Origin of the sequence: Clostridium lentum (assembly GCF_014287815.1) — a bacterium.
GTDB lineage: Bacteria > Bacillota > Clostridia > Clostridiales > Clostridiaceae > Clostridium > Clostridium lentum.
The window spans coordinates 48,224-65,642 of the sequence record NZ_JACOOQ010000015.1; the positions used below are offsets into that span (position 1 = coordinate 48,224).

The window sequence follows — 17,419 nt, forward strand, 5'->3', positions numbered from 1 at the left end:
TAGAACGAGGAGGGAACGCAATGAGAATCGATCCTAGCACACTAGACCTTAAAGAAAAGGTTGTTTATATAAACAGAGTTACTAAGGTTGTTAAGGGTGGTAGAAACTTCAGATTCAGCGCACTAGTAGTTGTTGGTGATGAGAACGGACACGTTGGTGTTGGAACTGGTAAATCAATCGAAATCCCAGAAGCAATCAAAAAAGGTATCGAAGACGCTAAGAAAAACATGGTTAGCGTTGCTATAGTTGGAACAACAGTTCCTCACGAAATATATGGTAGATTTGGAACTGGTAAAGTTTTAATCATGCCAGCTAAAGAAGGTACAGGAGTTATCGCTGGTGGACCAGCAAGAGCTGTATTAGAATTAGCAGGGTTAAAGGACGTTAGAGCTAAGTCTTTAGGTTCAAACAACCCAAGAAACATGGTAAATGCTACAATTAATGGTTTAGCAAGCTTAAGAACAGCTGAGGATATAGCTAAGTTAAGAGGCAAAACTGTTGAAGAGATATTAGGTTAGGAGGTATCACGCAATGGCAAAGATAAAGGTTACTTTAGTTAAAAGCTTAATAGGCAGAAAGAAAGACCATATCGCTACTGCAAACGCTCTTGGTCTAAAAAAGATCGGAAAGACAGTAGAGCATGAGCTTACTCCTCAAATAAAAGGTATGATCGATAAAGTAAACTACTTATTAAAAGTAGAAGAAGTATAATATAACGAGGAGGTGTTTTTAGAATGAAACTTCATGAGTTAAAACCTGCAGCAGGTAGTAAAAAAGCTCCTAAAAGAGTTGGTAGAGGTACTGGTTCAGGATTAGGAAGAAATGCTGGTAAAGGTGAAAAAGGACAAAACGCTAGATCTGGTGGTGGAGTTAGACCTGGATTCGAAGGTGGTCAAATGCCATTATACAGAAGACTTCCAAAGAGAGGATTCACAAATATCTTCGCTAAGAAGTATGTTTCAATAAATGTTGATAGATTAAACATTTTTGAAAATGGAACAGTTGTTACTCCAGAATTATTACTTGAAACAAGAGTTATAAGTAAAGTATTAGATGGTGTTAAAATATTAGGAAATGGGACTATAGATAAAAGCCTAACGGTTCAAGGATGTAAATTCTCAAAATCAGCGGCTGAAAAGATCGAGGCAGCTGGAGGAAAAGTTGAGGTGATTTAGTATGCTATCAACCCTACGTAATGCCTGGAAGGTTCCGGAATTAAGAAAAAGGTTCTTATGGACGATTTTTCTAGTTGCAATTTTCAGGATTGGGATACATATTCCAGTTCCTGGGATTGACACTAGTGCCTTGAGCACATTAACTGAATCCGGTGGATTATTAAGTTTTTATAACTTAATATCAGGTGGAGCTTTCACGAAAGCTAGTATATTAGCTTTAAGTGTATCGCCTTACATCAATGCTTCAATCATAATGCAATTATTAACAATTGCAATACCTTCATTAGAACAATTATCTAAGGAAGGTGAAGAAGGAAGAAAGAAGATCCAAAGCATTACTAGATATGTATCTATAGGGATTGCTTGCGTATTAGCTTTAGGTGTTTATTCAACTATTGCTAATTTAGGTGCAACTAGTGGAGTAGGAACACCTGAAAAAATAGTAATAATATTCTCACTAGTAGTTGGATCAACTTTCTGTATGTGGCTTGGTGACCAAATCACACAAAAAGGATTTGGAAATGGTGTTTCAATCTTAATATTTGTAAATATAGTATCTCAGATACCTTCAACTGTTAATTCGGTTTATACCCTAAAGACAGCAGGAGAGATATCTATAATTGAAATATTATTATTCTTAGTTGGAGTGATTGCCCTTTTAGCAGTTACAATATTCTTCTCATTAGCAGAAAGAAGAGTGCCAATTCAATATGCTGGTAAAGCTGTTGGTTCAAAAGTAATGAAAGGCCAATCAACACATATACCACTAAGTATAATAGGATCTGCAGTTATTGCTATAATATTTGCAATGTCAGTAATGATGTTCCCAACAACAATTGCTGCTTTCTTCCCTTCAAAGGGATGGGCTAGCTGGATTACTAGCAGTAAGTACAGTATTTTCAATACAGGTACTTGGATGTATCCGGTTTGTTATTCAGTATTAACTATTTTCTTTACATGGTTCTATACTCAAATAACATTTAAACCAGATGAAATGGCTGAAAATCTTCATAAGTCAGCAGGATTTGTTCCTGGTATAAGACCTGGAGAAGCTACAGAAAAGTATTTTGAAAATCTACTTACTAAAGTATCTATAATTGGAGGGTTATTTGCAGCGTTTTTAGCAGTAACACCAATATTAGTTGGAAAATATATATCAGGAGTTCAGTTCGGTGGAACATCTTTATTAATAATAATTGGGGTTGCACTAGATTTTTCTAGACAATTAGACTCACAATTAGTGATGAGACACTATGATGGATTCTTAAAATAGATTAATAATGGAGATGATGCCGGTGAAAATCGTATTGTTAGGTCCTCCAGGGGCTGGAAAAGGAACACAGGCAAAATCAATTAGTAATAGATACTCTATACCACATATTTCTACTGGGGATATCTTTAGAAAAAATATTTCTGAAGCAACCCCTTTAGGAATTGAAGCTAAAGGATATATGGATAAGGGACTTTTAGTTCCTGATGAAGTAACTATTAACATGGTTAAAGATAGATTAACTTGGGAAGACTGTAAAAACGGTTATCTTTTAGATGGGTTTCCAAGAACTGTTGCACAAGCAGAAGCCCTTGAAACATTCTTAGATTCAAGAGATGAAAATATAGATACAGCTTTATTAATTGATGTACCTATGGAATTCATACTTGAAAGAATGACAGGAAGAAGAGTTTGTGGATCATGTGGAGCTAGTTACCACGTGAAATTCAACCCAACTAAGGTTGAAGGAATATGTGATGTATGCGGAAGCGAAGTAGTTCAAAGAAAAGATGATAGAGAAGATACGGTTAGGGAAAGACTAGACGTATATGAAAGACAAACACAACCACTGATTGATTTTTACAAAGAAAAAAATCTACTTTCTACGGTAGATGGAACAAAAGCTATTAACGAAGTATTTAATGATATTTGTGAATTATTCGGGAGAGTTGATTAATGATCATTATTAAAAATGATAAAGAAATCGACCTAATGAGGAAAGCTGGTAAAATAGTAGCGGAAACGCTTCTAGTGGTTGAGAAAAACATAAAGCCAGGCATAACTACTGCCGAATTAGATAGGATAGCAGAAGAATTTATAACTAAGCATGGGGCAAAACCTTCATTTAAAGGGCTCTATGGATTTCCTGCATCACTATGCATATCTGTTAATGAGCAAGTAGTTCATGGAATACCAGGAAGGTATGTATTAAAAGAAGGAGATATTGTTAGTGTAGATTGTGGAGCTATTATTGATGGCTATCACGGAGATGCTGCAAGAACCTTCGCTGTTGGAAATATTTCAGAAGAAGCACAAAAGCTTATTGAAGTAACTAAAGAAAGTTTTTTCAAAGGTTTAGAAGCTGCAAAAGTAGGAAATAATCTAACTGATATTTCAAATGAAATACAAAAATATATTGAGGCTTCAGGGTTCTCTGTTGTAAGAGATTTCGTTGGGCATGGAATTGGAAAAGATCTTCATGAAGATCCAGAGGTTCCAAACTTCGGAAGACCAGGCCGAGGTCCAAAATTAGTGACTGGTATGGCTCTAGCTATTGAACCTATGGTTAACGTAGGAAGTCATAGAGTTAAAACATTAGGTGATGATTGGACAGTTATCACCAGTGATAAAAGTCTATCAGCACATTATGAAAATACAGTCATAATTTTACCAGATGGACCAGAGATACTAACACTAGTTAAATAAGTGTTGCTTAGTTATAAATTCGCATGAAACCATATGGTGTCTTGTAAATTTATGGCTAAGGTAATCATCGAGGTGAAAAGTTTGCAAAACAATGACTTAATTGGAAAACTTGTTATTTCAAATTCAGGTAGGGATAAAAATCAAATGTATGTCATAGTAGATAATATAGATGATAATTATTACCTATTGAGCAATGGAAAAACAAAGACAATTCAGATGCCGAAAAAAAAGAAGATAAAACATTTTGATGTTTTAGAAGATGCTGAAGATCATATTAAAACTGCTCTAGCAGCTAAAGATAAAGGCACTGATTTAAAGATTAAGAGATTTTTAAAGCTTAAAGGCATTGTTAAGGAGGGTTGATTACCTTATGTCAAAAGATGATGTAATAGAAATGCAAGGTGTAGTTTTAGAAGCTTTACCTAATGCAATGTTTCAAGTTGAGTTAGAAAGTGGTCATAAAATACTAGCTCACATATCAGGAAAATTAAGAATGAACTTCATAAGAATTCTTCCGGGAGATAAAGTAACAATAGAGCTTTCTCCATATGACCTAACAAGAGGAAGAATTACTTGGAGAGCAAAATAAGGTGTGAAGTCACCATAAATTACACAAGGAGGGTTAGCGATGAAAGTAAGACCATCAGTTAAGCCTATTTGCGAAAAGTGCAAGATTATAAGAAGAAAAGGAAAAGTAATGGTTATCTGTGAAAATCCTAAGCACAAGCAAAAACAAGGCTAATATAATTAAGTATTAGGCAAATATATTTTTACAAATATTAATATATTGACTTTTATTACAAATTTCAATATTATTATATAGGCAATATTTAAGTCGATAATTTTAGGTGCGGCTGCAATAGTAATTGCAATTAGTTATCTATTAACCTAAAATTCATTATAAATTATTTAATAAATAATTGCATTCCAACTTATCAGGAGGTGTAAATCAATGGCAAGAATTTCAGGAGTTGACCTACCAAGAGAAAAAAGAGTTGAGATAGGTCTAACATATATATACGGTATAGGATTATCTACTTCTCAAAAGATTTTAGCTGAAACTGGAGTAAACCCAGACACTAGAGTTAAAGATCTTACTGAAGAAGAAGTTAATGCAATCAGAAACTTCGTTAAGAATATTACAGTTGAAGGTGACTTAAGAAGAGAAGTTGCTTTAAACATAAAGAGATTAGTTGAAATCGGATGTTACAGAGGAATAAGACATAGAAAAGGTCTTCCAGTTAGAGGACAAAAGACTAAGACTAATGCTAGAACTAGAAAAGGTCCTAAGAAGACAATCGCAAACAAGAAGAAATAGTGAGGAGGGATTTCAATGGCTCAAAAAGTTAAAAAGACTAGAAGAAGAAAAGAAAGAAAGAATGTTGAACATGGTGCTGCACACATCAAATCAACTTTCAATAACTCAATAGTTACTTTAACTGATGCAGCAGGAAATGCTTTATCATGGTCAAGTGCTGGAGCTTTAGGTTTCAGAGGATCAAGAAAGAGTACTCCATTCGCATCACAAATGGCAGCAGAAACTGCAGCTAAAGCGGCTATGGAACACGGTCTAAAGAGTATAGAAGTATACGTTAAGGGACCAGGTGCTGGAAGAGAAGCAGCTATAAGATCTTTACAAGCTGCTGGATTAGAAGTAACTTTAATAAAAGATGTTACTCCAATTCCACACAACGGATGTAGACCACCAAAAAGAAGAAGAGTTTAGTTTATATATAAGTTCAACAGGAGGTGTAACGAATGGCAAGATATACTGGAGCTACATGTAGATTATGTAGAAGAGAAGGTCAAAAGCTATTCCTTAAGGGAGATAGATGCTTTACTGATAAATGTGCTTTCGTTAGAAGAAGCTATGCACCAGGACAACATGGAGCAGCTAAGAAAAAGATGTCTAACTACGGAGTTCAATTAAGAGAAAAGCAAAAAGCAAGAAGAATATACGGTGTTTTAGAGAGACAATTTAGAGCATACTATGAAAAAGCTGAACACATGAAAGGTATCAGCGGTGAAAACTTACTTAAATTATTAGAAATGAGATTAGATAACGTTGTTTACAGATTAGGATACGGTGCTTCAAGAAACGAAGCTAGACAATTAGTAACACACGGTCATTTCTTAGTAAATGGTAAAAAAGTTGATATTCCATCATTCAAGGTATCAGTTAACGATGTTATATCTGTTTGTGAAAAGAGCAGAGGAACTGAAAAGTTCAAGACATTTGTTGAAAACCCAAAAACATTACCAAAATGGTTAGAAGCTAACGTTGAAAACTATGAAGGTAAAGTTGTTGCTGAACCAGCTAGAGAAGACATTGATGTACCAATTAATGAAACTCTAATCGTTGAGTTATACAGCAAATAAAATCTAACTTTGTAAAATAAGATCTAGTCTTAAGTGCAATTTTAGAATCAGTTGCCCTCATAATTAGATTGCCATTTTAATATAAGGAGGGTTTTTAAATGTTAGAAATCGAAAAGCCAATAATAGAGTGCATTGAATCAAATGAAGATGGTACTTATGGTAAGTATGTAGTTGAACCACTTGAAAGAGGATATGGAATTACACTTGGAAATGCTATGAGAAGAATATTACTTTCATCACTTCCAGGTGTAGCAACTACATCTGTTAAAATCGATACAGTACTTCATGAATTCTCAACTGTACAAGGCGTTAAAGAAGATGTTACAGAATTAATTCTTAACATCAAATCATTAGCGTTAACAATGGAAGGTGAAGGACCAAAGACTATCTATATAGATGCTCAAGGTCCAGGTGTAGTAACAGGAGCTGACATTAAGACAGACGGAGATGTTGAAGTTATTAATAAAGACCTACATATAGCGACTTTAGATGATAACGGAAAACTATATATGGAGTTAACAGTAAACAGAGGAAGAGGATATGTTACTCAAAATAAAAATAAGAGTGAATCATTACCACTTTCAGCTATAGCTGTTGATTCAATATATACTCCAGTTAAAAGAGTTAATTTCACAGTAGAGAATACTAGAGTTGGTCAAATTACTGACTATGATAAGTTAACTTTAGAAATCTGGACTAATGGTACTATTAAAATAGATGAAGCTATAAGCTTATCTGCTAAAATTTTAATAGAACACTTCAAGTTATTCATGTCCTTAGGCGTTGCGACTAATGATGTTGAAATAATGATAGAAAAAGAAGAAGATAAAAAGGAAAAAGTACTAGAAATGACTGTTGAAGAGCTAGATCTTTCAGTTAGATCATATAACTGTTTAAAGAGAGCTGGTATTAATACAGTTCAAGAGCTTGCTGGTAAATCAATGGATGACATGATGAAGGTAAGAAATCTAGGAAAGAAATCCTTAGAAGAAGTTGAAAGAAAGCTTAAAGAATTAGGTTTAAGCTTAAAATTAAGCGACGAGTAAGGAGGAAGATCCATGGCAGGTTATCGTAAGTTAGGTCTTGCTACAGACCAAAGAAGAGCTATGTTAAGAAGCTTAGTAACAAGCTTTTTAAAGCACGGAAGAATAGAAACTACTGAAACTAGAGCTAAAGAAACTAGAAGTATAGCTGAAAAAATGATCACTCTTGCAAAAAGAGGAGATCTTCACGCTAGAAGACAAGTTTTATCTTATGTTTTAGAAGAAGAAGTTGTTAAGACATTATTCGAAGAAATCGCACCAAAGTATGCTGAAAGAAATGGTGGATACACTAGAATAATTAAAAAAGGCCCTAGAAGAGGGGACGGAGCAGAAGTTGTTATACTTGAATTAGTATAATTTCTTTTAGGGGGGATTAAGTGTTAAGCTTAATCCCTCTTTTTTTTTATAAATATTATGTAAAAGCTTATAATATTATAGAAAATAATGTATACTTAAATTTAATAAGTTAGCTTATAAAGAAAATAAAAGCACTATAGGTTTTTATATGATATTTAATGATTAAAAGGGAGGAAAATGCTTGAATACAATGATTGAATGTAGAAATTTAGTTTTTAAATATACAGCTAGTGAAAACCAGGAAGAAAAGATTGCCATAAATGATGTAAATCTTCAAATAACAGAGGGTGAATTTATTGCTATATTAGGACATAATGGTTCGGGAAAATCTACTATGGCAAAACATATGAATGCATTGTTGATTCCTACCGATGGAAAAATGTTAGTAAATAAAATGGATACTTCTGATATGAATAACTTATGGAATATAAGGGAAACAGCTGGAATGGTTTTTCAAAATCCAGATAATCAATTAGTAGCAACTATAGTAGAAGAAGATGTTGCTTTTGGACCAGAAAACTTAGGTGTACCACCAGAAGAAATAAGAAAAAGAGTTGATGAGGCTTTAGAGAGGGTTGGAATGTCAGAGTATAAAAAGCATGCACCACATTTGCTTTCTGGTGGACAAAAGCAGAGAATAGCCATAGCAGGCATCTTAGCTATGAAACCTAAATGTATAATATTTGATGAGCCAACAGCAATGCTTGATCCATCAGGTAGAAAAGAAGTACTTGATACTATTATTGATTTAAATAGAAATTATGGAATTACAGTAATACTTATAACTCATTATATGGATGAAGCAGCTAAGGCTGATAGAATAGTTGTGATGGATAAAGGAAAGTTGATTTTAGATGGAAAGCCACGAGATGTTTTCTCTAATGTAGAAAAGATGAAAAATATAGGGCTAGATGTTCCTCAAGTAACAGAATTAAGCTATGAGTTGCAAAAAGTAGGAATTAATATAGATACTAGAATATTAGATGTGAATGAGATGGTGAATGCAATATGTCAATTAAAATAGAAAATTTAACATATGTTTATATGCCAAAGACACCTTTTGAAAAAAAGGCTTTAGATAATGTAAGTTTAGAAATAGAAGATGGAGAGTTTTTAGCAGTAATCGGACATACTGGTTCAGGAAAATCTACCTTAATACAACATTTAAATGGGCTTTTAAAGCCAGCCAGTGGAAAGATTTATGTTGATGGAACTGATATAACTGATAAAGATACTAAGCTAGTTGATATTAGAAAAAAAGTTGGGTTAGTATTTCAATATCCAGAATATCAGCTTTTCGAAGAAACTATTGCTAAAGATATTGCTTATGGACCAACCAATTTAGGGTTAAATGAAGATGAAATATTAAGAAGAGTTAAAAAATCTATGGAAATGGTAGGTTTGGATTATGATGAGTATAAAGATATTTCTCCGTTTGAACTTAGTGGAGGGCAGAAGAGAAGAGTAGCCATTGCAGGAGTAATTGCTATGGAACCCAATGTGCTGATATTAGATGAACCTACAGCAGGTTTGGATCCAGCAGGGAGAGATGATATATTAGAGCAGATAAAATTTCTGCATGAAAAATATAATATGACAATAATTCTTGTGAGCCATAGTATGGAGGATGTAGGAAAGTTAGCAGAGAAGATCATTGTAATGAATGATGGACATATAGAGCTTCAAGGAAAACCAAAAGAGGTATTTAGGGAAATAGATACTTTAGAAAGAATAGGTTTAGCAGTGCCTCAAGTAACGTATTTAATGAGAGAGTTAAAGAGAAAAGGCTTTAATGTATCAGAAGATATTTTTACTGTGGAAAAAGCTAAAAGTGAATTATTAAATATATTATTAAAAAATAAGTAATGGAAAGAGAGAGTTAGTATGATAAAAGATATTACCATAGGCCAATATATACCTGGCGAATCTTTTGTGCATAAGCTTGACCCAAGAACCAAGATATTAATATCTATTTTGTTTATTATATCGCTTTTTGTGGTAGATAAATTTGCAGCATATTCTTTTGTAGTTGCTTTTTTAGTATTAGTTATCTGCACAGCAAGGATACCATTTAGATTTGTATATAAAGGTCTTAAACCAGTATTCCTATTAATTGCCTTAACAGGTGCCTTAAACTTATTTATGGTAAAGGGAGGAGAGCTTTTATTCAGTTTTGGTTTTATTAAAATATATGAGCTAGGACTTAGAACTGCTGTATTTATGGCAATAAGATTAATTTTGTTAATAATGGGTACGTCTATATTAACATTAACTACATCGCCAATAGAACTTACAGATGGGATAGAAAGGCTTCTAAGACCTATAGGAAAAGAAATAGCCCATGAATTAGCAATGATGATGACCATTGCCTTAAGATTTATACCAACATTGATGGATGAAACTGATAAGATAATGAAAGCTCAAAAAGCTAGAGGAGCTGATTTTGAAACAGGAAACATTCTACAGAAGGCTAAAAACTTAATACCATTATTGATTCCTTTATTTATTAGTTCCTTTAAAAGAGCTGATGAGCTAGCTATGGCTATGGAAGCAAGATGTTATAGAGGTGGAGTTGGTAGAACCAGGATGAAGGTATTAAAATTCACTTCTAAGGATGTAATTGCTTTTGTATTATTTTCCATAGTATTTGCTAGTATTATAGCAACAAGAATTTTATTATAAATTTTTAATATTAAAATAAAAAAGGTGATAGTTTAGTGAAAAATATAAAACTGATAATAGAGTATGATGGTACTAATTATTATGGATGGCAGAAGCAAAATGATAAGGTCACTATACAAGGAACTCTTGAAGAGGCGGTAAGGAATCTTACTAAGGAAGAAAATGAGATACTTGGATGCTCCAGAACTGATTCTGGAGTACATGCCAGAGGATTTGTGGCAACATTTAAGACAGAGAGTACAGTACCACCCCATAAGTTTAGAGAAGCAATTAATTATAGATTGCCAGATGATATAGTGATTCTTAGCTCTGAAGAAGTTTCTGAAGATTTTCATCCAAGATATTTGGCGAAGGGAAAGACATATGAATATACCATATATAATAATTTAGTGCCAACAGCATTAAATAGGTTATATTCATATCATTATAAATATTCTTTAGATATTGAAGTAATGAAGAATGCTTGTCACTTCTTTAAGGGAACTCATGATTTTAAAGCTTTTAGAAGTGAAGGAAGTTCTGTTAAGACAACTGTAAGAACCATATATGATGTAAATATTAAAATTGATGGAGATTTTATTAAGATTTCTGTTTCTGGTGATGGTTTTTTATATAATATGGTTAGAATAATAGTAGGCACTTTAATTAACGTTGGAAGAGGAAAAATTACACCAGAGGATATTGAAAAAATTATATTAGGAAGAGATCGAAAAGCCGCTGGAGATTGTGTTCCTGCGAAAGGATTAAAGCTAACTGAAGTTTATTATTAAAAATAAAAAAAAATGTTGACACGCCCGTAAGCGTGTATTATAATTTATTTTGTTTGTTAGATTATTTATGTACGTAAGATCCAATTAGACCTGGGTCTTAACATAAATGCAAAGCTCGAAAGAGCAAAGCGATATAATGTAAGTTCAGGGAGGGAAAAACATGAAATCATACATTGCTAAGGCACAAGAAGTTGAAAAGAAATGGTTTGTTGTTGACGCTGCTGGTAAGCCACTAGGAAGAGTTGCTAGCCAAGTTGCTTCAATATTAAGAGGAAAACATAAACCAACATTTACACCAAATGTTGATTGCGGAGATCACGTAATAGTTATCAATGCAGAAAAAGTTGTTTTAACTGGTAAGAAGTTAGATCAAAAATTCATGAGAAAATACAGCGGATACGTTGGAGGACTTAAAGAAGTTCCTTACAGAGAAGTATTAGCTAAGAAGCCAGAACTAGCTTTCGAAGAAGCTGTTAGAAGAATGCTTCCATCAGGAGTTTTAGGAAGAAAGCAACTTAAAAACTTAGTAGTATATAGAGGTGCTGAGCACAATCATGAAGCTCAAAAACCAGAAGTACTTGAATTAAAGTACTAATATACAATCGGGAGGAGGAATAAATTATGGCAAAAGTTCAATATATGGGAACTGGTAGAAGAAAGAAATCAGTTGCTAGAGTAAGACTAGTACCAGGAACTGGTAAAGTAGTTATAAACAACAGAGAAATAGAAAACTTCTTTGGTTTAGAAACTTTAAGAATGATCGTTAACCAACCATTAGTATTAACAGGAACTAAAGACAGATTTGACGTTTTAGTAAATGTACACGGTGGTGGATTCACTGGTCAAGCAGGAGCAATAAGACACGGAATCACAAGAGCTTTAATTAAGTCAGATGAAAGTCTTAAATCAGAATTAAAGAAAGCTGGATTTGTAACAAGAGATCCAAGAATGAAAGAAAGAAAGAAATACGGTCTTAAGAAAGCAAGAAGAGCTCCACAATTCTCTAAGAGATAGTATATTCTTTTTGCAAAAAAAGAGAGGTTCAGCCTCTCTTTTTTTAGTATTTAATAATATATAAAGAAAATTAAAATATTATTACCCAAAATATGAAATATTAAATTCATGTTAAAAACAGAGCAAATTCCTTAACAAATATTAAAAAATATAGTAAACTAGCCTTGAGAAAATAATCGTTTATTATAGAAATAAAAAGTAGAGGAGAGTCTAACTTGGATACAATAATGGTTATAATTAGTTTATTAGGCGGTCTTGGGTTATTCATATATGGTATGAAAATCATGGGAGATGGTCTTGAAAACGCAGCAGGAGAAGGGTTAAAAAATATACTAGAAAAAGTTACTAAAAATCCTATAATTGCTGTAGTTGTTGGTGCCATAGTTACAGCAGTAATTCAAAGTAGTAGTGCAACAACAGTTATGGTAGTAGGTTTTGTTAATGCTGGTTTAATGAATTTAGCACAAGCAGCTGGAATAATTATGGGGGCCAATATAGGGACAACCATTACAGCACAATTAGTAGCGTTTAAACTTACAGATATAGCACCTTTATTTGTTTTTGGTGGTGCAATGATTGTAATGTTTGCAAAGATGAAAAAGAAAAAGGAAATTGGGAATATTATTTTAGGGTTTGGTATTTTATTCATCGGTATGGGAATGATGAGTGAATCTATGGAACCTTTAAGGGAATCAGCAATGTTCCAAAAGGTATTATTAACTATTTCAGATAAATGGTACTTAGGAGTTATTGCCGGAGCATTAATTACTGCCGTATTACAAAGTTCATCAGCAACAACTGGTATATTAGTTGCTTTAGCCAATGCAGGAGCGATTTCAATAGCAGGAGCATTACCAATAGTACTTGGATGTAATATAGGTACATGTATAACAGCTATGTTATCAACAGTTGGAACAAATAAAACTGCTCATAGAGCGGCTATGATGCATTTAATATTTAATGTAACAGGTACAGTGATATTTTTACCGTTATTAGCTACAGGATTATTAGCTGACATAGTTTCATATATGTCACCAGTAGTAAGTAAACAAATAGCTAATGCACATACAATATTTAATATTACAAATACAATAATTATGGTTCCGCTAATACCTTTATTGATTAAGGTAGTTACTTGGATTATACCAGGTGAAGATGAAGATGAAAAACAAGGACCTAAGTATATTGATGATAGATTATTAGAAACACCAGTAATTGCAGCTGGACAAGTAATAAAAGAAACTATTAGAATGGCCACAAAAGCTAAAAAAGGTTTAGTTTTATCAATGGATGCATTTAAGAAGAATGATGAAGCATTAGTTCAAAAAGTTTATGAAAATGAAAAAATTATAAATATATTAGAAGAATCAATAACTACATATTTAGTTAAGCTTTCTAAATGTGAATTATCAGATAAAGAAAAAAATATAGTAGCGGCTACATTCCACATAGTAAATGATATTGAAAGAATAGGGGATCATGCTGAAAACTTAGCTGATTTAACATTACAAAAAATAAATAAATCATTAGAGTATTCTAAGGATGCAATGGAAGAGCTAGATAGTATTTATTCGTCAACTTTGGAAGCTTTAGATATAGCAATTGAAAGTTATGAAAATAGAAATGTTAATAAAGCAAAAAGCATAGTTGATGTTGAAGCTAAAATTGATAAAAAACAAAAAAGCTTTAGAGAACGTCATATAAGAAGATTATATGATGGAAGATGTAATGCATATACAGGGGCTATATTCTTAGATATATTAAGTAATTTAGAGAGAATTGGAGATCATTCAACAAATATAGCTGAAAGTGTTATTGAAAATAATTAATTATAAAGACTAGAGGAAAAATACCTCTGGTCTTTTTTTTAGTTGGAATAATAAAAGTGGTTTTAAACATAATAAAAATGAGAAATAAAAGGTATGGAGGATAAGTATGAAAAAATTTATATTGGCTTTTATAGGTGTATTTTTAATTCTTTCAAGTACTATACCAATAAAGGCAGAAGAGTTAAATGAAAAGATAATCTTGATAGATCCAGGGCATGGAGGAATTGATGGGGGAGCAATATCTAAAAATGGTACTGTGGAAAAAGATATTAATTTGGACATAGCCTTAAAGCTTAGAGAAAGTTTAGAAGATAAAGGCTACAAAGTATTTATGACTAGAGAGTGTGATAAGGGCTTATATGAAAAAGGGAAAAGCATTAAGGAAAAGAAAAGAGAAGATTTAAAAAAGAGGGCATCTTTAAAAGTTGAAACTAATTGTGATATTTTTATTTCTATCCATGAAAATATGTTTCCTCAAGCAAAATGCTTTGGTGCACAAGTATGGTATGCATCTAATACTGATAGTGAAAAGCTAGCCAATATTGTACAAGATTCTATAAAAGTAGTAGTGAATGATGGTAATAAAAGAGTAGCTAAACCAGCAGGAGAAGCATATCTAATTTTAAGAGATAAATATGAAGGAGCATCTATATTAGTAGAATGTGGTTTTTTATCTAATAGTGATGAAGAAAGTAGATTGAAAACTGATGAACATCAGCAATTGTTAGTAGATGGAATTGTTAAAGGAATTGATGAATACTTTAGTAATGACAGTTCTACAAATGAAAAGAGTGAAGCAAGCTAAAATCAGTAAGGTTAATAATTGATAATTGGGGAAAGTTCATAAGGACTTTCAATCTCAATTATCCATTATCAATTATAAATTTTTAATAAAAAATAATAGCTTGTTTATTGAATATATATAATAAAATTTAAATATAAGGGGGATTTTTATGAGAATTATAAATATAAAGGAGATAATAAAGACAGTTAAGGAATTATCCATAGAAGCTAATTATTATTTGCCTGATGATATAAAGGAAGCAATAGAAAAGGCAGAAAAAAATGAAAAATGGCCAATAGCAAATAATATCTTAAACAAGATAATAGAAAATAGTCATATAGCTGCTAGAGAAAAAATACCAATATGTCAAGACACAGGAATGGCTTGTGTATTTGTTGATATTGGACAAGATGTTCATATAATAGGAGGAAATTTGGAAGAAGCAATTAATGAAGGAGTAAGACAGGGATATGAAGAAGGATTTTTAAGAAAATCAGTGGTTAAGGATCCATTACATAGGGTAAATACCAATGATAATACTCCGGCACTGATTTACTACAATATTGTACCAGGAGATAAAGTGAAAATAATGGTATCACCTAAAGGTTTTGGTTCAGAAAATATGAGCAGAATTGCCATGTTGAAGCCATCTGATGGATTAGAGGGTGTAAAGAACTTTGTACTTGAAACAGTAAGAATTGCTGGGCCCAATCCATGTCCACCTATAGTAATAGGCATTGGTATAGGTGGCAACTTTGATAAAGTAGCATATCTTGCTAAAAAGGCTTTATTAAGATATGTTAATGAAAAAAATGTTGATGAGTTTTATGGCAATTTAGAAAAAGAGTTATTAGAAGAGGTAAATAAAATAGGTATTGGGCCTCAAGGATTTGGTGGAAAGACTACGGCATTAGCTTTAAATATAGAAACATATCCTACTCATATTGCAGGACTTCCAGTGGCAGTGAATATAAATTGTCATGCTACTAGGCATAAGGAAAGGATTTTATAGGGGAAAGTTTATGGAAAAGAAAATATATCTTCCTTTAACAGAAGAACAAGCAGCAAATCTGAAAGCTGGAGATAATGTATTATTAAGTGGAATAATTTACACAGCAAGAGATGCAGCTCATGAAAGGTTAGTTAAGCTCATCGAGGAAAAAGAAAAGCTACCCATAGAACTTAAGGATTCAGTGATATATTACGTAGGACCTACACCAGAGAAACCTGGAAAAATAATTGGTTCAGCAGGTCCAACTACTAGTTATAGAATGGATAAATATGCACCTATACTTTTGGATTTAGGATTAAAAGGAATGATTGGTAAGGGAGCAAGAAGTGAAGAAGTCATTGAAGGAATTAAGAAAAATAAATCTATTTACTTTGGAGCTATAGGTGGTGCAGGAGCACTTATTAGCAAGTGTATAATATCTTCAGAGATTGTGGCTTATAAAGACCTTGGAGCTGAAGCTATAAGAAAACTTGAAGTGAAAGACATGCCTTTAACAGTAATTATAGATAGTGAAGGAAATAATCTTTATGAAATAGGAAGAGAAAAATATTTAAATGAGCAAGTAAAAAAACACAGCAGTTAAGCTGTGTTTTTTTGCTATATTGATTGGAATCCATTACCTTTTACTTCTGAAACATCAACTATTGTAATAAAGGCATTTGGATCTATATTTAAAATTTTTCTTCTTAAACTAATCATTTGAGAAGTGGTTACAGCTACATAAAGAAGCTTTCTTTTATGTCCAGTAAACTCACCTTCAGCCATTAAGGAAGTTATTCCCCTATGCATATCTTTTAATACAAAATCAATAATATCTTTTTCACGATCAGTTAATACTAAGAAGAGTTTTTTGCTAGTAAAACCATTAATTACTTTATCAATAGTAAATCCTTGAATATACATTGATATCAATGTATAAAGTGCTTGAGGTAAGCCAAAAATTAATGCACCAATAGCAACAATTATTAAGTTGAAATAGAAATTTACTGCACCTATTTCAAAACTAGGATATTTTTTTCGAATTACCATGGTAATAATATCAGTACCTCCAGTGGAACCATTTCTTGAAAAGACTAGTCCACTACCAATACCATTTATTACACCACCATAAATACAATAAAGCAATATATCATCAACATTTACAAATGATGATAATGGTTTAGTTAATATAAGAGCTGTAGAGAATGACAGCATTCCTATGGCAGTATAAATTGTGAAACGTTTGGTTAAAAATTTATAACTTACAAAGAATAATGGAATATTTATTAAGAAGACAATAAGCCCAGAAGGAATATTCAAAGCATATTGAAAAATAAGAGCGATACCAGTGGCACCACCACTAAGAAGTTTAGCATTAGAAATAAATAGATTTATTCCTAGTGCAGAAATAAATGTTCCTAAAATTATAAGTACAATATCTAAAATAAGCATTTTGTTTTTGTAAAATATCTTCATAAATTTTTCCTCATTAATTATTTATATAAATTTCATATAACATAATAAAGTATATAGTAGTAAAAATGCAATAGAAATAAAAAAATTTTTTTTATAAGAGATATTAATTCTTAATAAATAAAAATCATTGATTAAAAGAGAATAGAAGAGGATAAAAGAAATGTTAAAAAAATTTATAGAAAAACAACAGAAAAACTATTTTTACAAATTAAAAATGTGAGTTT

25 protein-coding genes are annotated in these 17,419 nt (G+C 32.1%); 24 read left to right on the forward strand and 1 reads right to left on the reverse strand.

The genetic code is table 11. The features are described from left to right. Positions 1 to 20 precede the first annotated feature (20 nt). The 24 genes from rpsE to H8R92_RS09630 all read left to right on the forward strand — a co-directional run bounded on the left by rpsE (position 21) and on the right by H8R92_RS09630 (position 16,323). Complete coding sequence (gene rpsE / locus H8R92_RS09515; protein ID WP_022211997.1) at positions 21 to 518, forward strand: 30S ribosomal protein S5; 498 nt, start codon at positions 21 to 23, stop codon at positions 516 to 518. Between the two features lie 13 nt (positions 519 to 531). After that, positions 532 to 711, forward strand: coding sequence for a 50S ribosomal protein L30 (gene rpmD / locus H8R92_RS09520; protein ID WP_022166527.1), 180 nt, complete (start codon positions 532 to 534; stop codon positions 709 to 711). Positions 712 to 734: 23 nt separating this feature from the next. After that, positions 735 to 1,175 carry a 50S ribosomal protein L15 gene (rplO, locus tag H8R92_RS09525; protein ID WP_022211998.1) on the forward strand — a complete coding sequence of 147 codons (441 nt, stop codon included), beginning with the start codon at positions 735 to 737 and terminating at the stop codon, positions 1,173 to 1,175. A gap of 1 nt (position 1,176) precedes the next feature. Continuing rightward, positions 1,177 to 2,448, forward strand: coding sequence for a preprotein translocase subunit SecY (gene secY, locus H8R92_RS09530; RefSeq protein WP_022211999.1), 1,272 nt, complete (start codon positions 1,177 to 1,179; stop codon positions 2,446 to 2,448). Positions 2,449 to 2,470: 22 nt separating this feature from the next. Further along, complete coding sequence (locus H8R92_RS09535; RefSeq protein ID WP_186835305.1) at positions 2,471 to 3,121, forward strand: adenylate kinase; 651 nt, start codon at positions 2,471 to 2,473, stop codon at positions 3,119 to 3,121. Further along, positions 3,121 to 3,870: a type I methionyl aminopeptidase gene (map, locus tag H8R92_RS09540; protein WP_022212000.1), complete on the forward strand. Its 750-nt coding sequence runs from the start codon at positions 3,121 to 3,123 to the stop codon at positions 3,868 to 3,870. Before H8R92_RS09535 ends, map begins: the two co-directional genes overlap by 1 nt. Before the next feature lie 81 nt (positions 3,871 to 3,951). Beyond that, the gene (locus H8R92_RS09545; protein ID WP_022212001.1) at positions 3,952 to 4,233 is read left to right on the forward strand and encodes a KOW domain-containing RNA-binding protein; all 282 of its coding nucleotides are present in this window, start codon (positions 3,952 to 3,954) and stop codon (positions 4,231 to 4,233) included. 7 nt (positions 4,234 to 4,240) lie between these two features. Further along, entirely contained in the window at positions 4,241 to 4,459 is a 219-nt protein-coding gene (infA, locus tag H8R92_RS09550) for a translation initiation factor IF-1 (protein WP_005212092.1), read from the forward strand. 39 nt (positions 4,460 to 4,498) lie between these two features. Continuing rightward, positions 4,499 to 4,612 carry a 50S ribosomal protein L36 gene (gene rpmJ / locus H8R92_RS09555; protein ID WP_016205879.1) on the forward strand — a complete coding sequence of 38 codons (114 nt, stop codon included), beginning with the start codon at positions 4,499 to 4,501 and terminating at the stop codon, positions 4,610 to 4,612. Positions 4,613 to 4,822: 210 nt separating this feature from the next. Beyond that, positions 4,823 to 5,188 (forward strand): 30S ribosomal protein S13, encoded by a 366-nt coding sequence (rpsM, locus tag H8R92_RS09560; RefSeq protein WP_022166532.1) that lies wholly within the window; start codon positions 4,823 to 4,825, stop codon positions 5,186 to 5,188. Positions 5,189 to 5,203: 15 nt separating this feature from the next. After that, positions 5,204 to 5,596 carry a 30S ribosomal protein S11 gene (gene rpsK / locus H8R92_RS09565; protein WP_022212002.1) on the forward strand — a complete coding sequence of 131 codons (393 nt, stop codon included), beginning with the start codon at positions 5,204 to 5,206 and terminating at the stop codon, positions 5,594 to 5,596. Positions 5,597 to 5,628: 32 nt separating this feature from the next. Continuing rightward, complete coding sequence (gene rpsD / locus H8R92_RS09570) at positions 5,629 to 6,249, forward strand: 30S ribosomal protein S4 (protein ID WP_022212003.1); 621 nt, start codon at positions 5,629 to 5,631, stop codon at positions 6,247 to 6,249. Between the two features lie 98 nt (positions 6,250 to 6,347). Further along, positions 6,348 to 7,295, forward strand: a complete 948-nt coding sequence (locus tag H8R92_RS09575) for a DNA-directed RNA polymerase subunit alpha (protein ID WP_022166534.1) — start codon at positions 6,348 to 6,350, stop codon at positions 7,293 to 7,295. Positions 7,296 to 7,307: 12 nt separating this feature from the next. Continuing rightward, positions 7,308 to 7,649: a 50S ribosomal protein L17 gene (gene rplQ, locus H8R92_RS09580; protein ID WP_022212004.1), complete on the forward strand. Its 342-nt coding sequence runs from the start codon at positions 7,308 to 7,310 to the stop codon at positions 7,647 to 7,649. A gap of 190 nt (positions 7,650 to 7,839) precedes the next feature. Further along, on the forward strand, positions 7,840 to 8,673 hold the full coding sequence (locus H8R92_RS09585) for an energy-coupling factor transporter ATPase (protein ID WP_186835322.1): 834 nt from the start codon (positions 7,840 to 7,842) through the stop codon (positions 8,671 to 8,673). Further along, complete coding sequence (locus H8R92_RS09590) at positions 8,658 to 9,515, forward strand: energy-coupling factor transporter ATPase (RefSeq protein WP_186835306.1); 858 nt, start codon at positions 8,658 to 8,660, stop codon at positions 9,513 to 9,515. Before H8R92_RS09585 ends, H8R92_RS09590 begins: the two co-directional genes overlap by 16 nt. Positions 9,516 to 9,533: 18 nt before the next feature. Continuing rightward, positions 9,534 to 10,331, forward strand: a complete 798-nt coding sequence (locus H8R92_RS09595) for an energy-coupling factor transporter transmembrane component T family protein (protein WP_186835307.1) — start codon at positions 9,534 to 9,536, stop codon at positions 10,329 to 10,331. A 35-nt stretch (positions 10,332 to 10,366) separates the two neighbouring features. Beyond that, positions 10,367 to 11,101, forward strand: a complete 735-nt coding sequence (gene truA / locus H8R92_RS09600) for a tRNA pseudouridine(38-40) synthase TruA (protein WP_186835308.1) — start codon at positions 10,367 to 10,369, stop codon at positions 11,099 to 11,101. A 160-nt stretch (positions 11,102 to 11,261) separates the two neighbouring features. Then, on the forward strand, positions 11,262 to 11,696 hold the full coding sequence (rplM, locus tag H8R92_RS09605) for a 50S ribosomal protein L13 (RefSeq protein ID WP_022212009.1): 435 nt from the start codon (positions 11,262 to 11,264) through the stop codon (positions 11,694 to 11,696). A gap of 26 nt (positions 11,697 to 11,722) precedes the next feature. Further along, complete coding sequence (gene rpsI, locus H8R92_RS09610) at positions 11,723 to 12,115, forward strand: 30S ribosomal protein S9 (protein ID WP_022212010.1); 393 nt, start codon at positions 11,723 to 11,725, stop codon at positions 12,113 to 12,115. Between the two features lie 227 nt (positions 12,116 to 12,342). Then, on the forward strand, positions 12,343 to 13,944 hold the full coding sequence (locus H8R92_RS09615; protein ID WP_186835323.1) for a Na/Pi cotransporter family protein: 1,602 nt from the start codon (positions 12,343 to 12,345) through the stop codon (positions 13,942 to 13,944). Positions 13,945 to 14,050: 106 nt separating this feature from the next. Then, complete coding sequence (gene cwlD, locus H8R92_RS09620) at positions 14,051 to 14,749, forward strand: N-acetylmuramoyl-L-alanine amidase CwlD (RefSeq protein WP_186835309.1); 699 nt, start codon at positions 14,051 to 14,053, stop codon at positions 14,747 to 14,749. Positions 14,750 to 14,897: 148 nt separating this feature from the next. Further along, the gene (locus tag H8R92_RS09625; RefSeq protein WP_022212013.1) at positions 14,898 to 15,740 is read left to right on the forward strand and encodes a fumarate hydratase; all 843 of its coding nucleotides are present in this window, start codon (positions 14,898 to 14,900) and stop codon (positions 15,738 to 15,740) included. A 10-nt stretch (positions 15,741 to 15,750) separates the two neighbouring features. Beyond that, positions 15,751 to 16,323, forward strand: a complete 573-nt coding sequence (locus tag H8R92_RS09630; protein WP_186835310.1) for a Fe-S-containing hydro-lyase — start codon at positions 15,751 to 15,753, stop codon at positions 16,321 to 16,323. A 14-nt stretch (positions 16,324 to 16,337) separates the two neighbouring features. Here the strand turns inward: H8R92_RS09630 and H8R92_RS09635 are convergent, their stop codons facing one another. Continuing rightward, positions 16,338 to 17,195: a YitT family protein gene (locus H8R92_RS09635; protein WP_022212015.1), complete on the reverse strand. Its 858-nt coding sequence runs from the start codon at positions 17,193 to 17,195 to the stop codon at positions 16,338 to 16,340. Positions 17,196 to 17,419: the final 224 nt, after the last annotated feature.

Excerpts from the sequence above, each read along its gene's own strand:
- H8R92_RS09625 (WP_022212013.1), top strand. The coding sequence starts at position 14,898 with ATGAGAATTATAAATATAAAGGAGATAATAAAGACAGTTAAGGAATTA.
- H8R92_RS09585 (WP_186835322.1), top strand. The coding sequence starts at position 7,840 with ATGATTGAATGTAGAAATTTAGTTTTTAAATATACAGCTAGTGAAAAC.
- H8R92_RS09590 (WP_186835306.1), top strand. The coding sequence starts at position 8,658 with ATGTCAATTAAAATAGAAAATTTAACATATGTTTATATGCCAAAGACA.
- H8R92_RS09635 (WP_022212015.1), bottom strand. The coding sequence starts at position 17,195 with ATGAAGATATTTTACAAAAACAAAATGCTTATTTTAGATATTGTACTT.
- rpmD (WP_022166527.1), top strand. The coding sequence starts at position 532 with ATGGCAAAGATAAAGGTTACTTTAGTTAAAAGCTTAATAGGCAGAAAG.
- rplO (WP_022211998.1), top strand. The coding sequence starts at position 735 with ATGAAACTTCATGAGTTAAAACCTGCAGCAGGTAGTAAAAAAGCTCCT.
- cwlD (WP_186835309.1), top strand. The coding sequence starts at position 14,051 with ATGAAAAAATTTATATTGGCTTTTATAGGTGTATTTTTAATTCTTTCA.
- H8R92_RS09615 (WP_186835323.1), top strand. The coding sequence starts at position 12,343 with ATGGTTATAATTAGTTTATTAGGCGGTCTTGGGTTATTCATATATGGT.
- secY (WP_022211999.1), top strand. The coding sequence starts at position 1,177 with ATGCTATCAACCCTACGTAATGCCTGGAAGGTTCCGGAATTAAGAAAA.
- rpsK (WP_022212002.1), top strand. The coding sequence starts at position 5,204 with ATGGCTCAAAAAGTTAAAAAGACTAGAAGAAGAAAAGAAAGAAAGAAT.
- rpmJ (WP_016205879.1), top strand. The coding sequence starts at position 4,499 with ATGAAAGTAAGACCATCAGTTAAGCCTATTTGCGAAAAGTGCAAGATT.
- H8R92_RS09575 (WP_022166534.1), top strand. The coding sequence starts at position 6,348 with ATGTTAGAAATCGAAAAGCCAATAATAGAGTGCATTGAATCAAATGAA.
- map (WP_022212000.1), top strand. The coding sequence starts at position 3,121 with ATGATCATTATTAAAAATGATAAAGAAATCGACCTAATGAGGAAAGCT.
- infA (WP_005212092.1), top strand. The coding sequence starts at position 4,241 with ATGTCAAAAGATGATGTAATAGAAATGCAAGGTGTAGTTTTAGAAGCT.
- rplM (WP_022212009.1), top strand. The coding sequence starts at position 11,262 with ATGAAATCATACATTGCTAAGGCACAAGAAGTTGAAAAGAAATGGTTT.
- rplQ (WP_022212004.1), top strand. The coding sequence starts at position 7,308 with ATGGCAGGTTATCGTAAGTTAGGTCTTGCTACAGACCAAAGAAGAGCT.
- rpsI (WP_022212010.1), top strand. The coding sequence starts at position 11,723 with ATGGCAAAAGTTCAATATATGGGAACTGGTAGAAGAAAGAAATCAGTT.
- H8R92_RS09595 (WP_186835307.1), top strand. The coding sequence starts at position 9,534 with ATGATAAAAGATATTACCATAGGCCAATATATACCTGGCGAATCTTTT.
- rpsD (WP_022212003.1), top strand. The coding sequence starts at position 5,629 with ATGGCAAGATATACTGGAGCTACATGTAGATTATGTAGAAGAGAAGGT.
- H8R92_RS09630 (WP_186835310.1), top strand. The coding sequence starts at position 15,751 with ATGGAAAAGAAAATATATCTTCCTTTAACAGAAGAACAAGCAGCAAAT.
- rpsM (WP_022166532.1), top strand. The coding sequence starts at position 4,823 with ATGGCAAGAATTTCAGGAGTTGACCTACCAAGAGAAAAAAGAGTTGAG.
- rpsE (WP_022211997.1), top strand. The coding sequence starts at position 21 with ATGAGAATCGATCCTAGCACACTAGACCTTAAAGAAAAGGTTGTTTAT.